20 protein-coding genes are annotated in these 20,936 nt (G+C 66.0%); 7 read left to right on the top strand and 13 right to left on the bottom strand.

Annotation, left to right across the window (positions count from 1 at the left end; genetic code table 11):
- Positions 1 to 78: 78 nt before the first annotated feature.
- Positions 79 to 564, top strand: coding sequence for an Lrp/AsnC family transcriptional regulator (locus ACI6S0_RS20220; protein ID WP_004209492.1), 486 nt, complete (start codon positions 79 to 81; stop codon positions 562 to 564).
- Between the two features lie 42 nt (positions 565 to 606).
- Here ACI6S0_RS20220 and ACI6S0_RS20215 read toward each other — a convergent pair whose 3' ends face one another.
- Both ACI6S0_RS20215 and ACI6S0_RS20210 read right to left on the bottom strand, forming a co-directional pair.
- Positions 607 to 1,593, bottom strand: a complete 987-nt coding sequence (locus ACI6S0_RS20215; RefSeq protein WP_375187247.1) for an alpha-ketoacid dehydrogenase subunit beta — start codon at positions 1,591 to 1,593, stop codon at positions 607 to 609.
- Positions 1,590 to 2,585, bottom strand: a complete 996-nt coding sequence (locus tag ACI6S0_RS20210) for a thiamine pyrophosphate-dependent dehydrogenase E1 component subunit alpha (protein ID WP_434404126.1) — start codon at positions 2,583 to 2,585, stop codon at positions 1,590 to 1,592. Before ACI6S0_RS20210 ends, ACI6S0_RS20215 begins: the two co-directional genes overlap by 4 nt.
- A gap of 204 nt (positions 2,586 to 2,789) precedes the next feature.
- Here ACI6S0_RS20210 and ACI6S0_RS20205 point away from each other — a divergent pair, with 204 nt between their 5' ends.
- Together ACI6S0_RS20205 and ACI6S0_RS20200 are read left to right on the top strand one after the other, a co-directional pair.
- Positions 2,790 to 3,797, top strand: coding sequence for a zinc-dependent alcohol dehydrogenase family protein (locus ACI6S0_RS20205; protein WP_434404125.1), 1,008 nt, complete (start codon positions 2,790 to 2,792; stop codon positions 3,795 to 3,797).
- A gap of 16 nt (positions 3,798 to 3,813) precedes the next feature.
- The gene (locus ACI6S0_RS20200) at positions 3,814 to 4,113 is read left to right on the top strand and encodes a hypothetical protein (protein ID WP_004209488.1); all 300 of its coding nucleotides are present in this window, start codon (positions 3,814 to 3,816) and stop codon (positions 4,111 to 4,113) included.
- Between the two features lie 130 nt (positions 4,114 to 4,243).
- Here ACI6S0_RS20200 and ACI6S0_RS20195 read toward each other — a convergent pair whose 3' ends face one another.
- Positions 4,244 to 5,932 (bottom strand): FAD-binding protein, encoded by a 1,689-nt coding sequence (locus ACI6S0_RS20195; RefSeq protein ID WP_434404123.1) that lies wholly within the window; start codon positions 5,930 to 5,932, stop codon positions 4,244 to 4,246.
- A 134-nt stretch (positions 5,933 to 6,066) separates the two neighbouring features.
- Between ACI6S0_RS20195 and ACI6S0_RS20190 the strand changes: the two genes are divergently transcribed.
- Complete coding sequence (locus ACI6S0_RS20190) at positions 6,067 to 6,867, top strand: enoyl-CoA hydratase/isomerase family protein (RefSeq protein ID WP_434404122.1); 801 nt, start codon at positions 6,067 to 6,069, stop codon at positions 6,865 to 6,867.
- A gap of 54 nt (positions 6,868 to 6,921) precedes the next feature.
- On the opposite strand, the gene ACI6S0_RS20185 is transcribed toward ACI6S0_RS20190, so the two are convergent.
- The 7 genes from ACI6S0_RS20185 to ACI6S0_RS20155 all read right to left on the bottom strand — a co-directional run bounded on the left by ACI6S0_RS20185 (position 6,922) and on the right by ACI6S0_RS20155 (position 13,650).
- Positions 6,922 to 8,025, bottom strand: a complete 1,104-nt coding sequence (locus ACI6S0_RS20185; protein WP_434404121.1) for a Gfo/Idh/MocA family protein — start codon at positions 8,023 to 8,025, stop codon at positions 6,922 to 6,924.
- A 1-nt stretch (position 8,026) separates the two neighbouring features.
- Positions 8,027 to 8,257 (bottom strand): biotin/lipoyl-containing protein, encoded by a 231-nt coding sequence (locus tag ACI6S0_RS20180; protein ID WP_004209482.1) that lies wholly within the window; start codon positions 8,255 to 8,257, stop codon positions 8,027 to 8,029.
- A gap of 118 nt (positions 8,258 to 8,375) precedes the next feature.
- Positions 8,376 to 9,029: a carboxymuconolactone decarboxylase family protein gene (locus tag ACI6S0_RS20175; RefSeq protein ID WP_037508195.1), complete on the bottom strand. Its 654-nt coding sequence runs from the start codon at positions 9,027 to 9,029 to the stop codon at positions 8,376 to 8,378.
- A 22-nt stretch (positions 9,030 to 9,051) separates the two neighbouring features.
- Positions 9,052 to 9,354 carry a DUF1330 domain-containing protein gene (locus ACI6S0_RS20170; RefSeq protein ID WP_434404120.1) on the bottom strand — a complete coding sequence of 101 codons (303 nt, stop codon included), beginning with the start codon at positions 9,352 to 9,354 and terminating at the stop codon, positions 9,052 to 9,054.
- Between the two features lie 17 nt (positions 9,355 to 9,371).
- Positions 9,372 to 10,721 (bottom strand): MFS transporter, encoded by a 1,350-nt coding sequence (locus ACI6S0_RS20165; protein WP_434404118.1) that lies wholly within the window; start codon positions 10,719 to 10,721, stop codon positions 9,372 to 9,374.
- A gap of 161 nt (positions 10,722 to 10,882) precedes the next feature.
- On the bottom strand, positions 10,883 to 12,301 hold the full coding sequence (locus ACI6S0_RS20160; RefSeq protein ID WP_434404117.1) for an acyl-CoA reductase: 1,419 nt from the start codon (positions 12,299 to 12,301) through the stop codon (positions 10,883 to 10,885).
- Positions 12,298 to 13,650 (bottom strand): hypothetical protein, encoded by a 1,353-nt coding sequence (locus tag ACI6S0_RS20155; RefSeq protein WP_434404116.1) that lies wholly within the window; start codon positions 13,648 to 13,650, stop codon positions 12,298 to 12,300. Before ACI6S0_RS20155 ends, ACI6S0_RS20160 begins: the two co-directional genes overlap by 4 nt.
- Positions 13,651 to 13,752: 102 nt before the next feature.
- Between ACI6S0_RS20155 and ACI6S0_RS20150 the strand changes: the two genes are divergently transcribed.
- From ACI6S0_RS20150 to ACI6S0_RS20140, 3 genes are read left to right on the top strand one after another with little or no spacing between them, the layout of a single operon-like run.
- The gene (locus ACI6S0_RS20150; protein ID WP_434404115.1) at positions 13,753 to 14,406 is read left to right on the top strand and encodes a TetR/AcrR family transcriptional regulator; all 654 of its coding nucleotides are present in this window, start codon (positions 13,753 to 13,755) and stop codon (positions 14,404 to 14,406) included.
- 50 nt (positions 14,407 to 14,456) lie between these two features.
- Positions 14,457 to 15,683, top strand: a complete 1,227-nt coding sequence (locus ACI6S0_RS20145; protein WP_434404114.1) for an MFS transporter — start codon at positions 14,457 to 14,459, stop codon at positions 15,681 to 15,683.
- Positions 15,680 to 16,543 carry an SDR family NAD(P)-dependent oxidoreductase gene (locus ACI6S0_RS20140; RefSeq protein ID WP_434404113.1) on the top strand — a complete coding sequence of 288 codons (864 nt, stop codon included), beginning with the start codon at positions 15,680 to 15,682 and terminating at the stop codon, positions 16,541 to 16,543. Before ACI6S0_RS20145 ends, ACI6S0_RS20140 begins: the two co-directional genes overlap by 4 nt.
- Positions 16,544 to 16,637: 94 nt before the next feature.
- Here ACI6S0_RS20140 and ACI6S0_RS20135 read toward each other — a convergent pair whose 3' ends face one another.
- The 3 genes from ACI6S0_RS20135 to ACI6S0_RS20125 are packed head-to-tail and all read right to left on the bottom strand — an operon-like array spanning position 16,638 to position 20,828.
- Positions 16,638 to 17,573, bottom strand: a complete 936-nt coding sequence (locus tag ACI6S0_RS20135; protein WP_434404112.1) for an SDR family NAD(P)-dependent oxidoreductase — start codon at positions 17,571 to 17,573, stop codon at positions 16,638 to 16,640.
- 2 nt (positions 17,574 to 17,575) lie between these two features.
- The gene (locus tag ACI6S0_RS20130; RefSeq protein ID WP_434404111.1) at positions 17,576 to 18,613 is read right to left on the bottom strand and encodes an NAD(P)H-dependent amine dehydrogenase family protein; all 1,038 of its coding nucleotides are present in this window, start codon (positions 18,611 to 18,613) and stop codon (positions 17,576 to 17,578) included.
- Between the two features lie 25 nt (positions 18,614 to 18,638).
- The gene (locus ACI6S0_RS20125) at positions 18,639 to 20,828 is read right to left on the bottom strand and encodes a TonB-dependent receptor (RefSeq protein WP_434404110.1); all 2,190 of its coding nucleotides are present in this window, start codon (positions 20,826 to 20,828) and stop codon (positions 18,639 to 18,641) included.
- Between the last annotated feature and the right edge of the window lie 108 nt (positions 20,829 to 20,936).

The raw sequence follows: 20,936 nt of genomic DNA, 5'->3' as shown, positions 1-20,936 counted from the left end.
AGAGTGGGCGTAATTGCCTTTCAATCGGGCAGGATTTACAAGGGATTTTGCGAAATCAATTCACCGATCGGCGATATCATGAACAAATCCGTCAATCTCGATGCACTCGACCGCCGCATCGTCGCAGAGCTTCAGCGCGACGCCTCGCTCAGCAATGCGGACCTCGCCGAACGGGTCGGCAGCACCGCCCCCTCCTGCTGGCGGCGGATCAGGGCGCTGGAGGAGATGGGCGTGCTCAAGGGCGCGGTGCGGCTCGCCGATGCGGAGAAGCTGGGCCATGCCGTCAACATCTTGTGCAGCGTGCGGATGAAGAGCCACACCAGCGAAAGCGTCGACGCCTTCCACGCCTTTGTCGAGGCGCATCCGCAGATCATGGAATGCTACCTCATGTCGGGCGAATGGGACTATCTGATGCGGGTCGTGGCCTCCGACGTCGCCGATTATGAGCATTTCCTGATGCGCAACCTGCTCAAGCACCCCTCGGTCGGCGGCGCCTCCTCCCACTTCGCCCTGTCGGTGACGAAATTCACCACGGTGCTGCCGGTGGGGGAAGCGGGACGGTAAGAAGAAAGCGGCCGGATTGCTGCCCCGGCCGCCTTCCGATCTTCAGGCCATCAGCGCCTTGACCGCGTCGGCCACGCGCTCGGGCGAGACGATATAGGCGTCCTCCAGCACCTTGGCGAAGGGCACCGGCGACTTGGGCGCGCCCAGGCGCCGGACCGGGGCCTTCAACTGGCCGAACAGTTCCTCCGCAATGGTCGAGGCGATTTCGCCACCCGGACCGAAGTCGCGCACGGCCTCATGCACCACCAGCGCCCGGCCGGTCTTGGCGACCGAGGCCAGCACCGCTTCGCGGTCCCAAGGGGACACGGTGCGCAGATCGACCAGTTCGGCCGAAATGCCTGCCTCCGCCAAGGCCGGCAGCGCAGCCTGGCAGCGCAACAGCTGCGACGACCAGGAGACGATGGTGATGTCGGTCCCTTCCTGCACGATCCGCGCCTTGCCCAGCGGGATCGGCGTCGCGACTTCGTCCACCTCGCCCGGAATGAACAGGCTGCCGGCGGATTCGATGAAGATGCAGGGATCGGGATCCTGGATGCAGGAGAGCAGCAGCCCCTTGTAATCGGCCGGGGTCGAGGGCGCGACCACCTTGATGCCGGCGGTGTGGGCGAACCAGCCTTCCAGATGGTCGGCATGCTGGCCCGCCGTCTGCCAACCCGCACCGGTCAGGGTGCGGATGGTGATCGGCACCGTGCTCTGCCCGCCGGACATGAAGCGCAGCTTGGCGGCATGGTTGAAGATCATGTCCATGGCAACGGTGGTGAAGTTCATCAGCATGATCTCCGCCACCGGCTTGTAGCCGGCCAGCGCCGCGCCGATCGCCGCGCCGATGATCGCCTGTTCGGAGATCGGCGTCGATTTGACGCGATCGTCGCCGAAGCGGGTCGAGAGGCCGGCTGTCGCGCCGGTGACGCCGCCGCCTTCACGGTCGGCGACATCCTCGCCCAGCACCAGCACCTTGTCATCCTCCGCCATCGCCTGGGCGAGGGCCGAATTGACGGCCTGGAGCGAGTTCATCTTCTTGGCCGTCATGCGGGCATCTCCTGGGCAAACACATCGCGGCGCAGTTCGTCAACCGACGGCAGCGGGCTCGCCAGCCCATATTCCTGGGCATCCTCGACCTCGGCCTCGATCTTCGCCTGCATGTCGGCCAGCTGGTCCTCGGTCGCGTGGCCCTGTGCCACCAGCCATGCCTTGAAGGCGGGCAGCGGATCCTTGGCGATCGCCGCGGCCTTTTCCTCCTTGGTCATATATTTGTCGTCGTCGCCCAGGACGTGGCCCAGGAAACGGAAGGTCTTGCACTCCAGCAGGGTCGGGCCCTCGCCCTCACGGGCGCGGGTGATCGCTTCATGCGCGGCGGCATACATGGCGAGCGGATCATTGCCGTCGACCGTATGACCGGGCATGCCGTAGCCGATTGCGCGCTTGGCGATGAAGTCGACCGAGGTGCCATTCTCGTAGCGCGTATGTTCGGCAAAGCCGTTATTCTGGCACACGAAGATCACCGGCAGCTTCCATACCGACGCCAGGTTCAGTGCCTCGTGGAAGGCGCCGATATTCGATGCGCCGTCGCCGAAATAGGCGATCGTCACCCGCTTCGAGCCGTCGAGCTTCGCCGCCCAGGCGAGGCCATTGGCGATCGGCATGGAGGAGCCGACGATGCCGGTCGTCACCATCACCCCGGTTTCGGGATGGGTGAGGTGCATCGGCCCACCCTTGCCCTTGCAGGTGCCATCGACCCGGCCGGCAATCTCCGCCCAGAGCGGGCGCAGCGGCATGTCCTTGGCCACCATGTCGTGAATGCCACGATAGATGGTGCAGATCTTGTCGTCGTCGGTCAGCAGCGACGAGATGGTCGCCGGGATCACTTCCTGCCCGCGCGCCGAATAATAGGGCATGACCAGCCGCCCCAGGCGGATGGTCTTGCGGATCGCGTCGTCGTTGCGCTCGATCCGGATCATGCGGCGGTAGATGTCCACCAGCGCTTCCTGGCTCGGCGCCGGGGCGTTGCTCAACTCTGCCATGGGTTCCTCGATGGCTATGGAATGTGCCCCCTGCATTGGCTGTCGGGCATCGGGGGTCAACTCGCCCCGGCGATATGTTGCCCCGCGCCCCAAAAGGCGCGAAAATGCGTCACTTTTCCGCGCGATTTCGCTCCACCGATATGCGGCCGGCGATGCTTGCAATGCGGTCCGATCGGCCCAAGCTGGCAGCAGGGAGAGCGCGCGATGACGAACATGCTGACCGCCGTCGCCAGGGGCGGCGAAGGGATTGAGGGGATCGCGATCCACAGCGTGCCGATCCCGGTTGCGGGGCCCGGCGAGGCACTGGTGCGGCTCAAGGCGGCGACGCTCAATTTCCGCGACCTGATCATCGCCCGAGGCATGATGGCGGGACTCGCCAAGGAACCCGACTATGTCCCCCTGTCCTGCGCCACCGGCGAAGTGGTCGCGGTCGGCGAGGGCGTATCGCGCGTGAAGCCGGGCGACCGGGTCAACCCGATCTTCGTCCTGGGCTGGCTGGAGGGACGACAGCCGAGCATGGCGATGCTGGGCGGCAGCGCTGACGGCGTCGCCCGTCAATATGCGGCCTTTCCGGCCGAGAGCCTGTGCATCGTGCCGGATGCGCTCGGCGATCTGGAGGCGGCGACTTTGACCTGCGCCGGCCTCACCGCCTGGAACGCGCTGTTCCTGCCCCGCCCGATCCAGCGGGGCGAATGGATATTGTGCCAAGGCACCGGCGGCGTCTCGATCGCGGCGCTGCAATTGGCCAAGGCGGCCGGCGCCCATGTCGCCATCACCTCCTCCTCCGACGCCAAGCTGGCGCGCGCCCGCGCGCTGGGCGCCGACATCTGCATCAATTATCGGTCCGATCCGGACTGGCCGGCGGCGATCCGCCAGGCGCTGGGCGGACGCGGTGTCGACATCGTGGTCGATGTGGTCGGCGCCAGCCAGGTGGCAACCGCCGCATCGCTGCTCAACCCCGGCGGGGTGATCGCCGCGATCGGCATGCTGGGGTCCGAGTTCAGCTGGCACCTCGCCGATGTCGGCGGCCATCCGGTCGCCCGCATCTCGGTCGGCAACCGCGCCGAGCATGAGGCCATGCTGGCCTTTTGCGCGCAGCATCGCATCCGGCCGTTGGTCGATGCGGTCTATGATCTCACCCGCCTGGCCGATGCCTGCCGCCATCTGGAAAGCGGCCAATTCTTCGGCAAGATCGGGATAAACCTACTCTAAATTCTGGAACGGACGCATGGACAAGAATGAAAAGGCGCGCGAGGCGGCCGAGCGCGTGCTGCAACTGGAGGCCGAACTGGAAGCGGAAGGCGATGCCCGGACCGGTGGCGACGAACTCGCCCATTCGCGCGCGGTGCTGCACCAATGGGTCGATACGGTGGTCGCGGTCGTGGCCTCGCCGGGGGTCGGCCGCGTGACCCTGATCCACGCCGATGGCGGCCAGACCAAGATCGCCTCGCCCAGCCTGCCCTTCCTGCTCTCGCGTCCGGCCCGGTTCGACGCGCAGGATGAAAATTCTCCGCCCGACGCGGGTTGAAAGCCGCCCACGGCTTCCTATCTGTGAATGGTCCCGGCCAGCCCCCTCAGGCCGAGACATCTTACCAGGCCCCCGGCGCACTCCCCCCGCGTCGGGGGCAATGGTTTTCCGGGGCTATTCCCTTCCTGTGTTACTGATTGTCCAGCCCCGCCGCATGGCGCGCGGCGATATAGCCGAACACCATCGACGGCCCGATGCTGGCGCCCGCCGCGACATAGACATTGCCCATCACCGATGCGGTGGTGACGCCGGTGGCATAGAGGCCGGGGATCGGCGCGCCTGCGCCATCGACCACCCGCCCGCGTTCGTCGGTGACGACACCGCCATAGGTGCTGACATCGCCCGGCACGACCGGCACGGCGTAGAAAGGCCCCTTCTCGATCGATCCCATGGAGCGTTCCGCGGAAAAGGGATCGCCGACGAAGCCGCAATTGTCATAGGCGCGCGCGCCGCGATCAAAGTCCCCATCCTTGCCGACGGCAACGAAGCCGTTCCAGCGCGCCACGGTCGCGGCCAGGGTGGCGGGATCGGCACCGATGCTGGATGCCAGCCCCTCGATCGTGTCGGCGCTGTGCAGATAGCCGCTTTCCACCCAGCCTTCGGGAATCGCCTTGTCGATGAAGCGGCCGGCGACGGCGTAGAGTTCGACATATTGACGGTCCAGGATCGCCCAGCTCGGCACCGCCGGCACGACCGCGTTCCGCCGGACCATCGTCTCGCAATAGAGCTCGTAGCTGCCCCCTTCATTCATGAAGCGGGTACCGCCCTGATCGACCAATATGGCGTGCGGCTTGCCGGTCATCGACTGGGCGCCGGGCGCGACATAGCCCTTGTCCCAGCCGGGCGCGGGGGTCAGCTGATAGCCGACCATCTGGTCCATCTGCGCCAGCCGGCCGCCGACCCGCTCCAGTTCCTGCTGCATCTCGCCGGTATCGCCCTCGGGCGTCTGCGACCATTCGGCGCGGGTGCCGGGCATGTAGCGGTCGCGCATCGTTTGGTTGCGGGCAAAGCCGCCGGCATTGACCAGCACGCCGAGCCGCGCGCCGATCCGCCAGGGCTTGCCGTCCTTCACCGTGACCACGCCGGTGGCGATCCCCTCCTGCACGACGATCTCGCTTACCAGCGTATCGGTGCGGACGTCGGCGTCGGCCGCCAGCACGGCTTTCAGCATCCGCCCCTGCAGCGCGGCGCCCGCCGTCGTATATTTACGGCCCAGCAGCTTGTCGCGAATGGTGCGCAGCGCGATCTTGGCCATCAGCTTGCCCGATGCCTTGTTGGTACGACGATGGCCCTGCGCCTCCATCCCCTCGACCAGCGTGACGTTGAATTCGGCAAAACCCTGGCGCAGCCGGTCGGCCCAGTCGCCCAGTTCCTTGCGGTTGAAGGGCCTGGCCACCACGGTGCGTGATGTCTTGCAGCCGCCGGGCTGCTCATCATAATAATCCGGCCAGAAGGTCGAACCGCGTTGCAGCGCCACCCCCTGATCCACCAGGAAATCGACCGCGCGCGGCGCCTGCGTCACATAGGCGAGGCGCTTCTCGCGCGAGGTGCCCGGCGCCGGGTGGCCATCGAGCGCCTGCAGCGCGTCGAGATAGGTCATCGCCGCCTCGGCACTGTCCGCCTCGCCATCGGCTGCCATGAAACGGTTGGCGGGAATCCACATGACGCCGCCCGACTTGGCGGTGGTGCCGCCGATCTTGTCGGTCTTTTCCAGGATGACGACCGACTTGCCGGCCTGGCGCATGACCAGCGCCGAACTCATCGAACCGGCGCCGCTGCCCACGACCACCCAGTCGAATATCTCGTCGAACCCGTCCATGCGCCGCTCTCCCTTTTCTGTTCATCCGGGCTATCGTGCCGGGGCGATGATGGGGAGGGTGGAGCCACGCTCATCGCCACGGCGACGTTCGCGCCGCACGGCGCCATGCTAGAGCGAGGGCCAAGGAGAGACGCATGAACCACGACCTGCCCGATTATCGCACCATCCTGCTGGAGCGGCGGGGGCGGCTGTTGGTGATGACGCTCAACCGGCCCGAGGCACTGAACGCGGTCAATCTCGACCTGCATGACGAACTGCCCGAGGCGCTGGCCTTTGCCGGGCGCGACAATGGGTCGGACGTGGTGCTGCTGACCGGCGCGGGCCGCGCCTTCTCCGCTGGCGGCGACATCGCCCATATGGAGCATAATGCCGCCAACCCGCATCTGTTCGATCATGAGGCGCGGCAGGCGAAGCGGATCGTCTCCGCCCTGCTCGACATCGAAAAGCCGGTGGTGTGCCGGATGAACGGTCATGCGGTCGGGCTGGGTGCGTCGATCGCCTTGTTGTGCGATATCATCTTTGCCGCCGAGGGGGCGAAGATCGGCGACCCGCATGTCGGCATCGGCCTGGTCGCGGGCGATGGCGGCGCGGTCATCTGGGCGCAGCGGATCGGCCTTGCCAAGGCGAAGGAATATCTGCTGACCGGCGAATTGCTGAGCGCGGCCAGGGCAGCGGAGATCGGCCTCATCAACCATTGCCTGCCGGCCGACCGGCTCGACGCGGCGGTCGATGCCTTTTGCGCGAAATTGCTGGCCGGCGCGCCCAATGCGATCCGCTGGACCAAGATATTGACCAACATGGAATTGAAGCGGATCGCCGGCGCGGTGATGGAAGCCGGCATCGCCTATGAATCGCTGAGCGTCCGCACCGCCGATCACCGCGAGGGGATCGCCGCGCTCAAGGAGAAGCGGACAGCGAAGTTTACAGGGCGATAGGACGGTTGGACGAGCGTGATGACGTGCCCGTCTCTCATCGCCTGCTAACGAAGGTCAGATAATATCCGCCACGCGCACCCAGCGGCGTTCGGCACTGGAGATGCGGATCGCTTCCTGGATGCGTTCGACCTCCAGCGCGCGGGCGAAGTCAGGGGCTGCGGTGCCGCGTTCATGGATCGCATCCACCATGGCCTGCATCGACAGCGCCATCGGATAGCTGGGCTGGGGCTCGCTCTGCCAGTCGAGGGCGATGCCGGGCGTCGTCTTGAACGCGTCAGGCAGCGCGACATCCTCCAGCGTGCCGCCCAGTTGCCCGGCGCGCAGCGTGCCGTCGCGCGCGGTCGGGAAAGTGGGCGAGGTCGAGACCATCCGCCCTTTGTCGCCGAACAGGTCGAGCAGGAAACCGTCATGCAGCGCCATGCTCCAGCTGATCTGCATCTGCAGCACCAGCCCGCTTTCGAAGCGCAGGATGACATTGGCGAGGTCGGTGGTTTCGGGCGTGATGGTGTCGCCGTCGGGAAAGACCCAGCGCTTGAGTATCTGGCTGTCGTCCGCGACCAGTTCGGCAATCGGACCGAGCAGATGGAGCAACAGATAGAGCGCGTGGCTGCCATTGTTGCGCACCGCCGACACACCCTGCCCGGCCTGCGCGAACCAGTTGTATGGGAAAAGCTTGTTGGGCTGGTTGAACAGCGAAATGTTGAAATGGCAGGTTCCGCCGAGCGGCGCGCCGATATGGCCGTCGTCCAGCATCGCCTTCATCTGGCGCAGGGCGGGCAGATATTGCGAGAAGGCGTCGACCACGCCGATGCTGGTGCCGCCTTGCCAGGCCGTATCGATCGCCTTGGCACCGGCCCAGTCGGGGGCGTGGGGGCTGGCATTATAGACATGTTTGCCATGGGCGAGCGCGGCCAGCACCATCGGCAGGCGGACGCTGGGCCGAGTGCCGAGGTCGACAATGTCGATGTCGGGATCGGCGCACATTTCGGCCGCATTCCAGAAGGCACGCGGCAGGCCGAGCCGCTGCTGCGCGGCGCGGGCCGTCTCCTCGCGCGAGGTGCAGATCGCCGTCACCTCGACGCCGGGAATGGCGCGCCAGGCGGGCAGATGCGCGAAGGCGCCCCAGGCGGCGCTGACGATGCCGACGCGCAACACCATCTTATTCGATCGTGCCCAGAACGGTGCCGACCTCATAGGTTTCGCCCGGCTGGGCGATGATGCGCAGCGTGCCGCTGGCCGGCGCCTCGACCTCGTTCGCCGACTTGTCGGCTTCCAGCAGATAGAGTGGCTGGCCCTCGGTAACGGTCGCGCCGTCTTCGGCCAGCCATTCGGCAATCTGCGCCTCGGTCATGGAAAAGCCGATCTTGGGCAGCAGGATGTCGGTGGCCATGGTGTGTCCCCTTTGAAACAGCGAATATCTGTTCCCCTGCTATCGCGCCTTTGGCGGCGGACAATGCGCAAAAGCGGCCCGCCGCCGCCATATCACCGGCGCGATAAGGGGGCGGCGATCAATAGCCGCGCGTGTCGGTCCAATTATCACTTTCGCCCGGCTTGAAGGTCTTGCCCGGCGTCCTGCCCGATCCGGTCTTGAGGTCAAAGCCGATCGGGTCGGCCCCGCCCTCGATACCGACGCCGAAGGAAGAGAGCGCCCAGCTGGTCATGACATAATGGCCGATCGAAAAGACCAGATCCATCTTCTGCCGCGTGTCATAATGGGCGCCCAGCCCGTCCCAGGTGGCATCGCTGATCTTGCCATCCTCGATCAGTTCGTCGACCGAGCGCAGCACCAGTGCATCTTGCTCCGCCCAGTCGCCGCCTTCGGGGAAATCGCGGATCGCGCCGATTTCCTCCAGCGTGATGCCGGCGTTGAGCGCATAGCCGACATGATTATGCCACTCATAGGCCGAGTTCACCCGCCAGGCGACGCGCAGGATCAGCAGTTCGAGCGCGCGGGTCGACAGGCTGTTCGCCATCAGCAGATGCTTGCCCCAGATATTATAGACCTTCCCCAGCGGCGGATGGTTGGCCATCACCATCATGACATTGGTCTTGGACCCCTCCTCCCAGGCATTGGGCTCGCCCCAGAAGGCAAAGACCTCGCGCGCGTCGTCGGTCCACTGGTCGCGCGGCAGATGGGAAATACGGGGGGTGATGTCGGTCATGATGCGTCCTTGATGGAGAATCTCAAAGTCCCTCGACCAGCAGCACGCGATAGGGCGCTGCCTTCATCCGATAGGGCAAGGCCGCCTGATATTCAGGGCTGTCATACCAGGCGCGGGCCTTGGCGGCGTCGGGAAATTCCAGGATGATCGCGCCGTCCGCACCCTCGCCCTCCAGCAATTGCTGCGCGCCATAAACGGCGAGCGGACGGATGCCGTAATTAGCGACGAAGGTTTCCGCATTGGCGCGGTTCATCGCGCTATAGGCGTCCATCGCTTCCTGATCGGCGATCGGGCCTTCGCGGGTGACGATCATATAGGCGGGCATCGGCAGCGCTCCTCGCGTCAGTGGATGGCGGCGGGCATGGTGCTGCGGTCCCAGCCGCCGGCCGCGGCGAAATCCTTGCGGCAGCTGCGGCTGGCGAACCAGGCGAGGATGGTGCTGGGAATGCCGACCAGCAGCGCCCAGCGCATCGCCATGCCCAGCGAATCCTCGCCATAGACCGGGCGCAGCGCATCGCTGAGCGCGCCGACCAGCACCGGTCCGCCGCCCAGGCCGACGACCTGTATCGACACCATGAGCACCGCGATCGCCGTGGCGCGCGAGCGCGAGGGCACCAGCCCCGCCACCACCGCCATCAGCGGCGCCGCAGACAGGCCGCCCAGCAGCATGTTGAGGCCATAGAGCGGAAAGACCCGCTCGCCCGGCCCGGTCAGGATCATCCAGCCGATCGCGGTGGCGCAGGCGCCCGACAGCATCAATATCCAGACATACCAGCGCATGTCGCGGCGGCCGAGATAGTCGGCCAGCGGTCCGCCCAGCGTATGGCCGATTGCCGAACCGAAGAAGAGCGCGCCGCCCATCTGCAACCCGGCCTGGCTGGCTGGCATGCCATGGGTCCGTTCCATGAAGGCCGGCGCCCAGCTGATGAAGCCCATGGTCAGCAGCGCATTGAGCGACGCGGCGGCGATCAGCGGCGGCAGGGTGCGGATCGCCAGCAATTCGCGCGCGGTCTGCAGGAAGGGCACGGGCCGCGCCTGTTCGGCCGAGGCACCGTCGGCCAGGCCCGATCGGCTGTCGCGCAGGGTGAACCAGACGATCGGCGCCAGGATGAAGCCGGGGATGGAGGCAAAAATCAGCGTCTCGCGCCAGCCATAGGCCTGCACCGCCCAGCCGCCGACGGCAGGGCCAAGGAAGGTGCCGAGCGAGGCGCCGAGCAGGAAGATCGACAGCGCGGTCGCGCGCTGGCGGATCGGGAAAAGATCGGCAATCCAGGCCTGGGACGGCGGGGTGAAGCCGCCTTCGCCAAGGCCGATGCCGGCGCGACCGATCAGCAATATCCAGAAGCTCTTCGCCAGACCGCAGACGATGACGGCGGCGCTCCACACGGCGGCGGCGATGGCGACGATCTTGCGTTTCGACCAGCCATCGGCGAGCCGTGCCAGCGGGATGATGGCGAGGATATAGACGATCGCGATGATCATGTCCTTGGCCATGCCGATCGCCGCGTCGGACAGGCCCAGTTCATGGCGGATCGGCTCGACCATCACCACCATCAGATAGCGTTCGCCCTGGACCGAAGCCGACACCAGCACCATCAGCAGCAGGAAATAGGCGCGATAGGCCATCGACGGCAGCGCTTCGGCCGGCGTGACGGCGGAAGCCGTGTCGAAATGCGGGTCGCTGTCTGCCATGCGCTTGTCCTCACCTGTTGCGGCGCGGTCGTGGCGCGCGACGATCATGCGGCTGGAGCCGTCTTGTCCGGGCAGGATTTGAAACCGGTTCGCCCGGCGAGGCAATGCGGGCGGGAAAGGATCGCTTGCGCGATGGCCCTTCCCTGCCCGGTCAGAGAGGATCAGGCGTCCTCGTCGCTCATCCAGTGGACGAAGCGCTGGAGCGGCAGCATGCCGTCATGGGCGCCGCCCATCACATGCTTGGCCGCGCCGCCCAGCCGCACCACGCGCTGCGCCCCTGCGCTGGCGAGGCGGTCGCGCAGGGCGTGTTTGCGTTCGGGCGGGTATATGCCGATCGTCTGGGTCGCAACATTCACATAGCGCACCGCCTGATCCAGCGAGGCGACATGGACGACATTGGCGGTCTTGTTGCTGGGGTGGAAATCGACCGGCTCGTCAGTCAGGATGACGAGGCCCCGGCCATCGGGCTTGCCCCAGACTTTGGTGTCGTCACCCATCAGGGTCAGCATCTCGATCTCGTCGCGCACCTCGACCGGCAGCGGATGCGCCAGAGCCGACGTCGTCTCGCGATCGAGGCCGAGCTTCTCCTGCAACTTCGCGCAAAAGGCCTCCACCCCGGCGCGGTCGCCCTCGACGAAGATGAAGCGGCTGGCGAGGCAGGCTTCCTGGTTCATCGTCGCGACGTCGGTGGCGGCGGCATCGGCGACATCGTCGATGACGGCAGGGTCGAACCCTTCCGGTCCGATCATCGAGATCGACGTCTTGGGATCGAACGACACCATCTGGATGCCCGGCCCCAGATATTTGATGACATTCTTGATCGCGTCGCCGCCGCCCCAGGCGACGATCTTGTCGAAATATTGCGGGCGGTAGAGCGTGCCTTCGATCCGCTCGTCACCGCCGCGCCAATAGACTGCCGACATCGACCGGACGACCGGATGATCGGGATCGACATCGGCCATGGTGCGCAGCATCGCGACACAGGTGAACGGGTCGCTCGACGGCATCTTGAAGACGTTGACCGCCTTCACCAGCGCGCCCTGCGCGATCGAGGAGATGCAGCCGGTGGGCGAATTGCCCGCCAGCATATGCACCATGCGCGGCGGAAAGGCGCGCAGCGCGCCGCGATTGCCGTGCATGTCGGTGCGCTCCACCCAGCGGTCGAGCGCAGCGGGATTGAGGAAGCTCGATTCGATGCTGCAGCGCAGCCCCTCGGGCGTCAGGAAATGCTTGGCCCGGCGGAACAGATTTTCCACCACCCGGCGCGGCAAAGGGTTGACCTTGACCGTATGTTCCAGCGCCGCCTGCAGATAGGGATTGGTCTCGAAATCCATCCGCTGCCCGGCCTCGACCAGGAAATCGATGATCTCGCTGACTGGCACGTCGAGCAGCGGCGGCAGTTCGGATCGCGGCGCGACCAGCGCGTTCAAGTCGATCTGCGGCGTTGCGAAATCGACGCCCAGGTCGCGCGAGCGATGGCGCACCGCCCCGCCCTCGACCAGCTTGCCGCGCACGAAATGATCGACGCGGATCGGTTCGGCCGCCGTTTCGACCGGCGCTGTCTGTTCAAGCACGCTCATGCCACACCTCGCACATAGGCATCGACGGTACCCGCGCAGCCGATCTTGTCGTCGCCGTCCAGATCGGCATAGCGGGCAATATTGTCGCGAATGGATGGCCCGCTATTGCCGCAGGCACAGGGTCTGTAGTCGACCGATATCCGGTCGCCGGTGATGACGCCGCCCCAGCGGCCGTCGAGCGAAAGGTCGAAGAAGGCGGCCCGCCCCTCGACCTCGCCGTCATGATCATGGGCGATCAGCGCGTCGCCATCCTTGTCCAGGATCATCGGCACAATCCAGGGCGGCACATGATAGCGCCCGCCCTCGCGGCATTTGGGCATGCCGCTGTTGAGTTCCTGCATCGAATAATTCTGGAAGTGCCGGCCTTCGGGGATGTTGAAGGTTTCATGCACGAACTGCTGATAATCGTCCGGCAGTTGCGCACGCTTGAGGCCGCCGCCGATATAGATGCAGTTGTCCGGGTTGAAATCCTTGGCGCTATAGCCGCGCTCCCGCACCGCCTTGGCGACATGGTAGAGCGCGTTCCACATGCCCGCGATATAGAGTTTGTCGGCGCGATGTTCGATCATCGCATCGGCGGCGATATGGACGGCGGCATCCATCGCCTCCTGCCGGAAGCGGGACGTTTCCTCGAACTCGGCAATGTCGCCGGGCAGCGCGCTGCCGTCCGCCATCGCCTTGCGCAGCACGACCATGCGGGTCAGCGAGCCGACGGTGATCGGCGGCACCGGATATTGGAACATTTCCTTGGCGGGATCGCCAAAGGCCGCGCGCTGGGCCTCGCCGATAATCTCGTTCTTGGGCACCTTGGCGACCGGGGCCAGGCCCATGATGCGGCGGTCCTGCGCCGGCTGCACGCCCGATCCCCAGGCAAAGACATTGACGGTATCGACCTTCGACCAATCCATGTCCGCCTGCGACGCGATCAGCATTGCCGACTTGCCGGTGGTGCCGCTGGAGCAGGAGACATAATGGCCCGCCGCCTGCAGTCGCGCGATCCAGTCATCGACGTCGGTGATGCCATCAAGGTCGATGTCGGTCACGGGATGGGCGGAAATGGTGTTGAGCCACTGGGTCAGCTTATCCCAGCGCTGCTGCATCAGCCAGTTTTCGGGATAGCTCTTATAGGCCGTGTGCGGAAACAGCAGCTTCACCGCGTCGTCGAGCGAGGTGACTGCGCTGATTCCCGCTTCCCGCGCGCGGTGGCCGAGCAGGCGTATGCCGTCCTTCTTTTCCTGGAACCGCTCGTTCAGCGCCGCGATCTGCGCGTCGCGCAATTCGGCGTGGGGAATGTTGAATCGATAGTCCGAACTGACCAGTCCGGTGAGGCGATCGGCCTGCGCGCCCATATCCTGCTCCTTGCCCTTGTGGCTCCGGTGCATTAATAGCACATGATGCGTATCATTATGCATGATTCGCAAAAGGCGGCAAGGGCCATAATGATGCTGGTCATGGACACACCGATTTCAGACCCCCGCCCTGCCGCCGGGCGCCCGACCCGCGCGCAGGCACAGGCGCGCCAGGCCGAAATGCTCGACGCAGCGCTCGACATGTTCCTCGACAAGGGGTTCGAGCTGACGACGATGGAGGCGGTGGCCGCCGCCGTCGGCATGACCAAGCGCACCATCTATGCCCGCTATCCCGACAAGGCGGCACTGTTCATGGCGGCGGTCGGCCGGGCAATCGCACGCACCGCCACGCCGCGCGCCGCGCTGGAGGCAATCGCCGGCGACGATCTGGAAACCATATTGGTCGCGATCGCCCGGCTGCGCATCGCCGACCTGTCGACACCAGAGGGTGTCCGGCTGCGGCGGATCATCACCACCGAATCCTATCGTTTCCCCGACCTGCTGATGCTGTCCTACAGCCAGGGCGCGCAGCCGGTGCACGACCATCTGGCCGACCTGCTGCGCCGCCATGATAGCGCCGGGGCGATTTGCGTGGACCGGCCGGACATGGCAGCCAGCCTGTTCATGACGATGGTGCTGGGCGGGCCGATCCGGCTGGTGGGATCGCCCCAGCCGATGAGCGCCGCCGAGGTGGACGACTGGGTGCGGGCCGCCGTGCGCCTGTTCCTGAACGGCATAAGGACCAGATCGGACTAGCAAGCCGGACCACCCGCAAGAGGGGGCCGGCACCAGATGAGGAGAGGGATATGGGATCGGCCTATTGGGGCGAATTGCGGACGCATTGGCGGCCCCTGCTCGCCGCGACGATGGGACTGGGCTTCGGCATCGGCCTGTCCGCCTACACGATGAGCCTGTTCGCGCCGAAGATGATCGGCGAGTTCGGATGGGAGAAATCCCAATTCGCGCTGCTCGGCAGTTTCGGCCTGCTGATGCTGATCATGCAGCCGATCACCGGGCGGCTGACCGACCGGTTCGGGGTGCGCGCGGTCTCCGCCGTCGGCGTGCTGGCGGGGCCGGTCGCCTATCTGGGCTTCGCCTTCCAGCCGGGCAGCATCCGCGCCTTCTTCGCCGTCGCCGTGCTGCAGATCATCCTCGGCACGCTCACCACATCGCCGGTCTATACCCGCATCGTCGCCGAACGGTTTGAGCGGGCGCGCGGCCTGGCCTTCTCGATCGTGATGACCGGTCCGCCGCTGGTCGGCGCGGTGATCGCCCCGCTACTCGGCGGCTTCATCGAAAGCCAGGGCTGGCGCAACGGCTATCTGCTGATGGGCGGCGTCACCCTGGTCTTCGGCCTGATCGCGGTGCTGCTGACGCCCGCCCATGTCGGCGTGCATCCCCATGAGGAGGTCGAGGAAGCAGGGACGGCCGCGCCGGTCGGCAGCCGCGTCATCTTCCGCAATCCCGCCTTCTGGGTGCTGATCGTCGGCATGGTGCTGGTCAATTTCCCGCAGGGGCTCGCCTCGGCCCAGATGAAGCTGGTGCTGATGGACAGCGGCGCCGCGTCGCAGACCGCGACCTGGCTGATTTCCATCTATGCGATCGGCGTGCTGCTCGGCCGCTTCGCCTGCGGCCTGTCGCTCGACCGGATGCCTCCGCACCATGTCGCCGCGCTGGCGCTGGCGATGCCGGCGATCGGCATGGCGCTAATGGCCTCGCCACTGGATGCGACCATCGTCCTCGCCCTCTCCGTCGCGATGATGGGGCTGGCGCAGGGGGCGGAGGGCGACATCGCCGCCTATCTCGTCTCGCGCCGCTTTGGCCTGGGCGTGTTCAGCCTGGTCATGGGTTTCGTCGGCGCGGCGATCGCGGGCGGCGCGGCGCTGGGTTCGCTGACGCTCAGCCTCACCCTGAGCATCTGGGGCAGCTATGCGCCGTTCCTGGCGCTCAGCGCCTGCGTCACTTTGGCCGGCGCTGCCCTGTTCCTGACCCTGGGGCGCCGTCCCCCCACCATGGAGCCCGTCTACGCATGAGCGACACCCAACGCACCGCGATCGTCACCGGGGCCAGCGCCGGCGTCGGCAAGGAAGCCGCCCGCGCCCTGCTGCAACAGGGCTGGCGGGTGATCGGCATCGGCCGCGATGCCGCCCGCTGCGCCGCCGCAGAGGCCGATCTCAGGGCCGAGGCCGGCGGCGATTTCACGATGCTGCGCGCCGATCTGTCGTCCATGGCCGATACGGCGCGGGTCGCGCAGGAGATTGCGGCAAGCGCGCCGGCAATCGACGCGCTGCTCAACAATGCCGGCGGCGTGGTGGCGGAGCGGACGATCACGCCGGAGGGGTTCGAGGCAACCTTTGCCTCCAACCATCTCGCGCCCTTCCTGCTGACGCAGAAATTGCTGCCGAATCTGCGCGGCGCCGCTGCAAAGCGAGGACCGGGCGCGGTGCGCGTGATCGCCGTTTCCTCGACCGGGCATGAACAAAGCCCGGGCATCCAGTGGGACGATCTCAGCTTCGCCAGCAATTTCGTCGGTGGCGCGGCCTATTGCCATGCGAAGCTCGCCAATATCCTCTTCACCCGCGAACTGGCCCGCCGTGTCGCCGATGACGGCATTATCGCCCACGCCATGCATCCCGGCGTCGTCGCCAGCAATTTCGCCAGCCACTGCGACGCGCCGATGCAGGCCTATATGGAATCGATCCTCGACCGGTCGGTCACGCCGGCGCAGGCCGCCGACACATTGGTCTGGCTGGCCAGTGCAGAGGAACCGGGGCGCAGCAGCGGCGGCTATTTCCATCAGCGCGCGGAACTCACCCCATCAGTGGCCGCGCAGGATGAAGCACAGGCGCTGAAACTGTGGCAGCTCAGTGAAGCGATGGTGGCGGGTTTCTAGAGCATTCTCCGATTAGGTTGAATCGGAGAATGCTCTAATTTCCTTTTGTTTGCCGCATTCTGAAGTCGGCTGTTCCAGCCGACTTCAGAATGCTCTAGCCCCGCCCCTCGGCCACGATGCGGAACTCGTCGAAAATATCGGCCGGGATGGCATAGCCGGCGCCATCGTCGCGGATCCTGTCGATATGGGCGGCGACATCCTCGGCGGTCGGCGGCGCGTCCAGCCCATGGTCCCATCCCTTCGTCGCGCCGACGAACACCCGCGCGATCCGCCCACCGAGCGCGGAATAGATGCTGTGGGTCGAGGTGCAGCGCTCATGCGCCAACCAAGCGACCAGGCCGGCGGTGAAGCGCGGATCGAAACTGGGACCGAGTGCCCGGCCCCAGGGATTATGGCCGAGCGTCCCCTCGCTCATGCCCGCCGACATGCGGCTGGCGGCATTGGGCATGACCGCGTTGCACAGGATGCCATGCGGGCGCCCTTCCTCCGCCAGATTGTGCATCAGCCCCATGACGCCGCCCTTGGCCGCGCCATAGGCGGACAGCTGGCCCATCCCCAGCATGCCGCCGCCCGATGTGGTCAGCACCAGCCGGCCGCCGCCCTGCGCCCGCATGTGCGGCCAGGCGGCGCGCGCGACATTGAAGGAGCCGCGCACATGGACGGCGAGCAGCGCATCGAGATCGGCCGCCGTCAGATCCTCGACCGGCGCAAAGCGCATGTTGCCGGCATTGGCGATCACCGCGTCGATCCGGCCGAAACGGGCGATGGCGAGGTCGATCATCGCCTGCGCGCCGTCGGGCGACGACACATCATCGCCATTGGCGATCGCGATGCCGCCCGCCGCGACAATCTCTGCCGCAACGGCGTCGGCCATGGTCGAGGACGCCCCTTCCCCCGTCACCGATCCGCCCAGATCATTGACGATGACCGCGCCGCCGCGCGCGGCGATGTCCAGCGCATAAGCGCGGCCCAGGCCCCCGCCCGCCCCGGTGATGAGGATGGTGCGGCCGGTAAAGTCGATCCTGTCCATGCTCATCCCAGTTGCGCGATGATCTGCGGCAGGTCGGCGGTGGTACGGATGCCCGGCGGCGCATCGCAGACCGCCGGGATCGCATTCACCGCGCGATGGGCGGTCAGGCCCGGCGTGAAGGCGGCATAATCCTCCGGCGCGACCGGGAAGCTGATGTGGACGTCGAGCGGCGTGTCGCCCTGCACCTGGATACGCCAGCCGGATTCGCGCAATTCCCAGTCGGGGCGGTCGATGTCGCGGGTGCAATACCAGTTGGCGCGGAAGCGCAGCACGGCCTTGTCGCCCTGCATCCCCGATATGGTGATGCGCTGGGCGCCGACCGTGCCGGCGGCGATCGTGCCGGCCGCGATCGCCACGTCGCGGGTCGCCGCCGCCATTTCGCCAAATGCCTCCCACCGGTCGACCGCGATGCCGGCGGCGTCGGCCAGCTGGGCGAGCGAGCCGGCGAAATCATGCTTCACATAATCGACCTTGCGCTGATCGAACGCGGTCGGCGTGACGCCATAGCCCATGATGTTGAACAGCAGGTCGGGCGAATCCCGACTTTCCATGTCGGCGAACTCGTCGATCGTCAGGCAGTCATGCCGGCGCGAGAGCGAGAGCAAGGGAATGGTCAGCGCCTCGGTCACGAAACCGGGGCTGGAGCCGGTGCTGTAGATCGAGCTGTTGCCGGCCTGGCAGGCCGCCTCGATCCGGGCGCGGACATCCGGGTCCATGGAGGCGGGGTGGTGGAAATCGCCGCGCGTGGTGACGACATTCTTGCCCGATGCCAGCAGCCGGCACAGTTCGTCGTTATCGGTCCCCTGCCGCATATAGAGGATGCAATCGGCCGGCGTCGCGACCAGTGCGTCGACATCGCTGGTGGCGGTGATGCCCTGCGGCGCGACGCCGGCAAGCGTGCCGGCGTCCTGCCCCGCCTTAGCCGCCGAACTGACCCACAGGCCGGCAAGGTCCAGCCCCGGATGCTCGATCACCGCGCGCAGGGCACGGCCGCCGATATTGCCGGTGGCCCACTGGATCACCCGATAATGCTTGCCCATCGCCATCCTCTCCCTTGCCGCCCGATCAGAATTTGACGCCGGCCTGGACGCCCCAGGTCGCGGGCGCGCTCCAGACATTGCCGATGCCGAAATTATTGCTGAGCACCTGGGTGCGGTAGCGGCTGTCGGTGACATTGTCGCCGAAGACAGCCAGCGAGAAACGGTCGCTGGCATCGGTCCATTCCGCGCGCAGCGCCAGCACCTCATAGCCCTTCTGCGCGAACTGGGTGCCGGACGGGCCGAAATAGAATTTCGAGGTGTAATAGAGATTGCCCGACAGGGCGAGCGAACCGCCCGCCAGATCGAGCGTGTAGCGCGCCCCGACATTGCCGGTGAAGTCGGGTGTGCGCTGCATATGCACATCGTTGAGCTGGGTCGGCACGACGACGAAGCTGATCCCCTGTGCCGCGCAGCTGGCGAGGGTGCAGCGCGTATAAATCGGCGCATCCTCGAAATTGGTGTAGCGCGCATGGGTATAGGCGGCGCCGACATTGAACTGGAACCGGTCGGTCAGCCGGTAGGAGAGCTGGCCTTCCAGACCATAGATTTCCGACGAGGCGGCGTTGATGATCTGGGCCGAGGGCGGGTTGCCGCGATAGAGCGACACCTGCAGATTCTTGTAGTCATAATAATAGGCCGACAGGTCGACCGACAGGCGCCGGTCATCATATTTGAAGCCGGCTTCAAAGGCGTCGATATCCTCCGGCGCGACCTTGTTGCCGGTATTGCCGCCGACGTCGAGAATGCCCGACTTATAGCCCTTGCTGTAGGAGGCGTAGACGCTCGATTCCTCGCTGGGCTTGTAGCGCAGCACCGCGCGCGGCGTGAACTTGTTGCCCTTGAGGTCGGGCACATAGGTGCGCACGCCGGAGAAGGGGATGATATAATAGGCGTCGCCGATCCTGTCGTGGCTGTAGCGCCCGCCCACCGTCAGGAACAGGTCGGGCGTGAAGGCATAGGTGAGGTCGGCAAAGGCCGCATAGGATTTGCTGTTGGTGCCCGAACCGCCCAGCGCAATGCTGGCGAGCGGATCGCCGGCAGTCGGCGTGCCGACGCGCGTGCCCCATGTGTCCTTGTTGTTGAAGTAGAAAAGGCCGGCGGTCCATTGCAGCGGTCCGCCCGGCTTCGATGTCAGCAGCAATTCCTGCGAAACAGTCTTGCTGCGCACGGGAATGTGCAACAGGAAGATGTTCGCCGCCGTGCTGTCCAGATCCTCGACGATCAGCGAATTTTCATCGCGATACTGGGTGTAGGAGGTGAGATCGGCGAAGCCCAGGTCCGCCTTCAGCGTGCCCTGGATCACGTCATTGTTCGACAGGAATTCGGTCGGGCCGCCGGTCGCCACATCATCATGTTTGGTCGCGTAGAGGCTGGACGGCAGGTTGGTGCCCGCGCCGCCAATATCGTCGCCGACATAGATATTGGTGTTGAGCAGGGTCGGATCGTCGGTGTCGCTATGGGTGTAGCGCAGCAGCAGCGACACGGAATCGCTCAGGTCCGCCTTGATCCCCGTTCGCACCGACCAGTTGCTGTAACGCCCGTCCCGGTCGCTGCCGGTGGTGATATTATGGACGAAGCCGTTGCCGCGCCGGAACAGCGCCTCGACATCCATCGCCACATCCTGGACCACGCCGAAGGTGGCATAGCCCTGCACCGCCAGGCTGTTGAAGCGGCCATAGCTGACCTTGAACTCGCCCGCGCCGTCGCTGCTGGGATCGGCCGTGGTCAGCAGGATCGCGCCGCCGGTGGTGTTGCGACCGAACAAAGTGCCCTGCGGTCCCTTGAGCACCTGCACGCTTTTCAGGCTCATCAGCTGGAAATCGGCGGCGAGCGGGTTGGGCGAATAGAAGCCATCGACATAGATGCCGACATTGGCGCCGCCGCCCGAACTGGCGACCGCCGTGCCGACGCCGCGAATCGTCGGCTGGACGAAGGCGGCTGCGCTGTCGAAGCGCAGCGCCGGGGTGACGGTGGCGATGTCGGTGAGTTGGCTGGCGCCGGCGCTGGTCAGCTGGTCCTGGGTGACGGTGGTGATGCTGATCGGCACATCGCGCGACAATTCGGCACGGCGCTGGGCAGTGACGATAATCAGATCCTGGTCATTCTGGGCTGGCGGCGACGCCGCCTCCTGCGCGACGGCCAGTTGCGACACGGTGGCCAGCAGCATGGCCGCGCCAATGCCCGACGAACGAATAAGCGTCTTCCGATGGATCATCCTTGCCTCCCATGATCGGTGCCGGTGGTCCGGCCTTCCCTATGGGCGGCATGATAGTGCGGAGAACGGCGGTCTCGCGCGCAGATAAGCGGTCGGCGCCGGACTCAT

This window comes from Sphingobium sp. DN12 (genome assembly GCF_051058005.1).
GTDB lineage: Bacteria > Pseudomonadota > Alphaproteobacteria > Sphingomonadales > Sphingomonadaceae > Sphingobium > Sphingobium yanoikuyae.
The sequence above is the reverse complement of the archived record's forward strand: the minus strand, read 5'-3'. Positions and strand labels throughout refer to the sequence as shown.

Excerpts from the sequence above, each read along its gene's own strand:
- ACI6S0_RS20220 (WP_004209492.1), top strand. The coding sequence starts at position 79 with ATGAACAAATCCGTCAATCTCGATGCACTCGACCGCCGCATCGTCGCA.
- ACI6S0_RS20215 (WP_375187247.1), bottom strand. The coding sequence starts at position 1,593 with ATGACGGCCAAGAAGATGAACTCGCTCCAGGCCGTCAATTCGGCCCTC.
- ACI6S0_RS20210 (WP_434404126.1), bottom strand. The coding sequence starts at position 2,585 with ATGGCAGAGTTGAGCAACGCCCCGGCGCCGAGCCAGGAAGCGCTGGTG.
- ACI6S0_RS20205 (WP_434404125.1), top strand. The coding sequence starts at position 2,790 with ATGACGAACATGCTGACCGCCGTCGCCAGGGGCGGCGAAGGGATTGAG.
- ACI6S0_RS20200 (WP_004209488.1), top strand. The coding sequence starts at position 3,814 with ATGGACAAGAATGAAAAGGCGCGCGAGGCGGCCGAGCGCGTGCTGCAA.
- ACI6S0_RS20195 (WP_434404123.1), bottom strand. The coding sequence starts at position 5,932 with ATGGACGGGTTCGACGAGATATTCGACTGGGTGGTCGTGGGCAGCGGC.
- ACI6S0_RS20190 (WP_434404122.1), top strand. The coding sequence starts at position 6,067 with ATGAACCACGACCTGCCCGATTATCGCACCATCCTGCTGGAGCGGCGG.
- ACI6S0_RS20185 (WP_434404121.1), bottom strand. The coding sequence starts at position 8,025 with ATGGTGTTGCGCGTCGGCATCGTCAGCGCCGCCTGGGGCGCCTTCGCG.
- ACI6S0_RS20180 (WP_004209482.1), bottom strand. The coding sequence starts at position 8,257 with ATGGCCACCGACATCCTGCTGCCCAAGATCGGCTTTTCCATGACCGAG.
- ACI6S0_RS20175 (WP_037508195.1), bottom strand. The coding sequence starts at position 9,029 with ATGACCGACATCACCCCCCGTATTTCCCATCTGCCGCGCGACCAGTGG.
- ACI6S0_RS20170 (WP_434404120.1), bottom strand. The coding sequence starts at position 9,354 with ATGCCCGCCTATATGATCGTCACCCGCGAAGGCCCGATCGCCGATCAG.
- ACI6S0_RS20165 (WP_434404118.1), bottom strand. The coding sequence starts at position 10,721 with ATGGCAGACAGCGACCCGCATTTCGACACGGCTTCCGCCGTCACGCCG.
- ACI6S0_RS20160 (WP_434404117.1), bottom strand. The coding sequence starts at position 12,301 with ATGAGCGTGCTTGAACAGACAGCGCCGGTCGAAACGGCGGCCGAACCG.
- ACI6S0_RS20155 (WP_434404116.1), bottom strand. The coding sequence starts at position 13,650 with ATGGGCGCGCAGGCCGATCGCCTCACCGGACTGGTCAGTTCGGACTAT.
- ACI6S0_RS20150 (WP_434404115.1), top strand. The coding sequence starts at position 13,753 with ATGGACACACCGATTTCAGACCCCCGCCCTGCCGCCGGGCGCCCGACC.
- ACI6S0_RS20145 (WP_434404114.1), top strand. The coding sequence starts at position 14,457 with ATGGGATCGGCCTATTGGGGCGAATTGCGGACGCATTGGCGGCCCCTG.
- ACI6S0_RS20140 (WP_434404113.1), top strand. The coding sequence starts at position 15,680 with ATGAGCGACACCCAACGCACCGCGATCGTCACCGGGGCCAGCGCCGGC.
- ACI6S0_RS20135 (WP_434404112.1), bottom strand. The coding sequence starts at position 17,573 with ATGGACAGGATCGACTTTACCGGCCGCACCATCCTCATCACCGGGGCG.
- ACI6S0_RS20130 (WP_434404111.1), bottom strand. The coding sequence starts at position 18,613 with ATGGGCAAGCATTATCGGGTGATCCAGTGGGCCACCGGCAATATCGGC.
- ACI6S0_RS20125 (WP_434404110.1), bottom strand. The coding sequence starts at position 20,828 with ATGATCCATCGGAAGACGCTTATTCGTTCGTCGGGCATTGGCGCGGCC.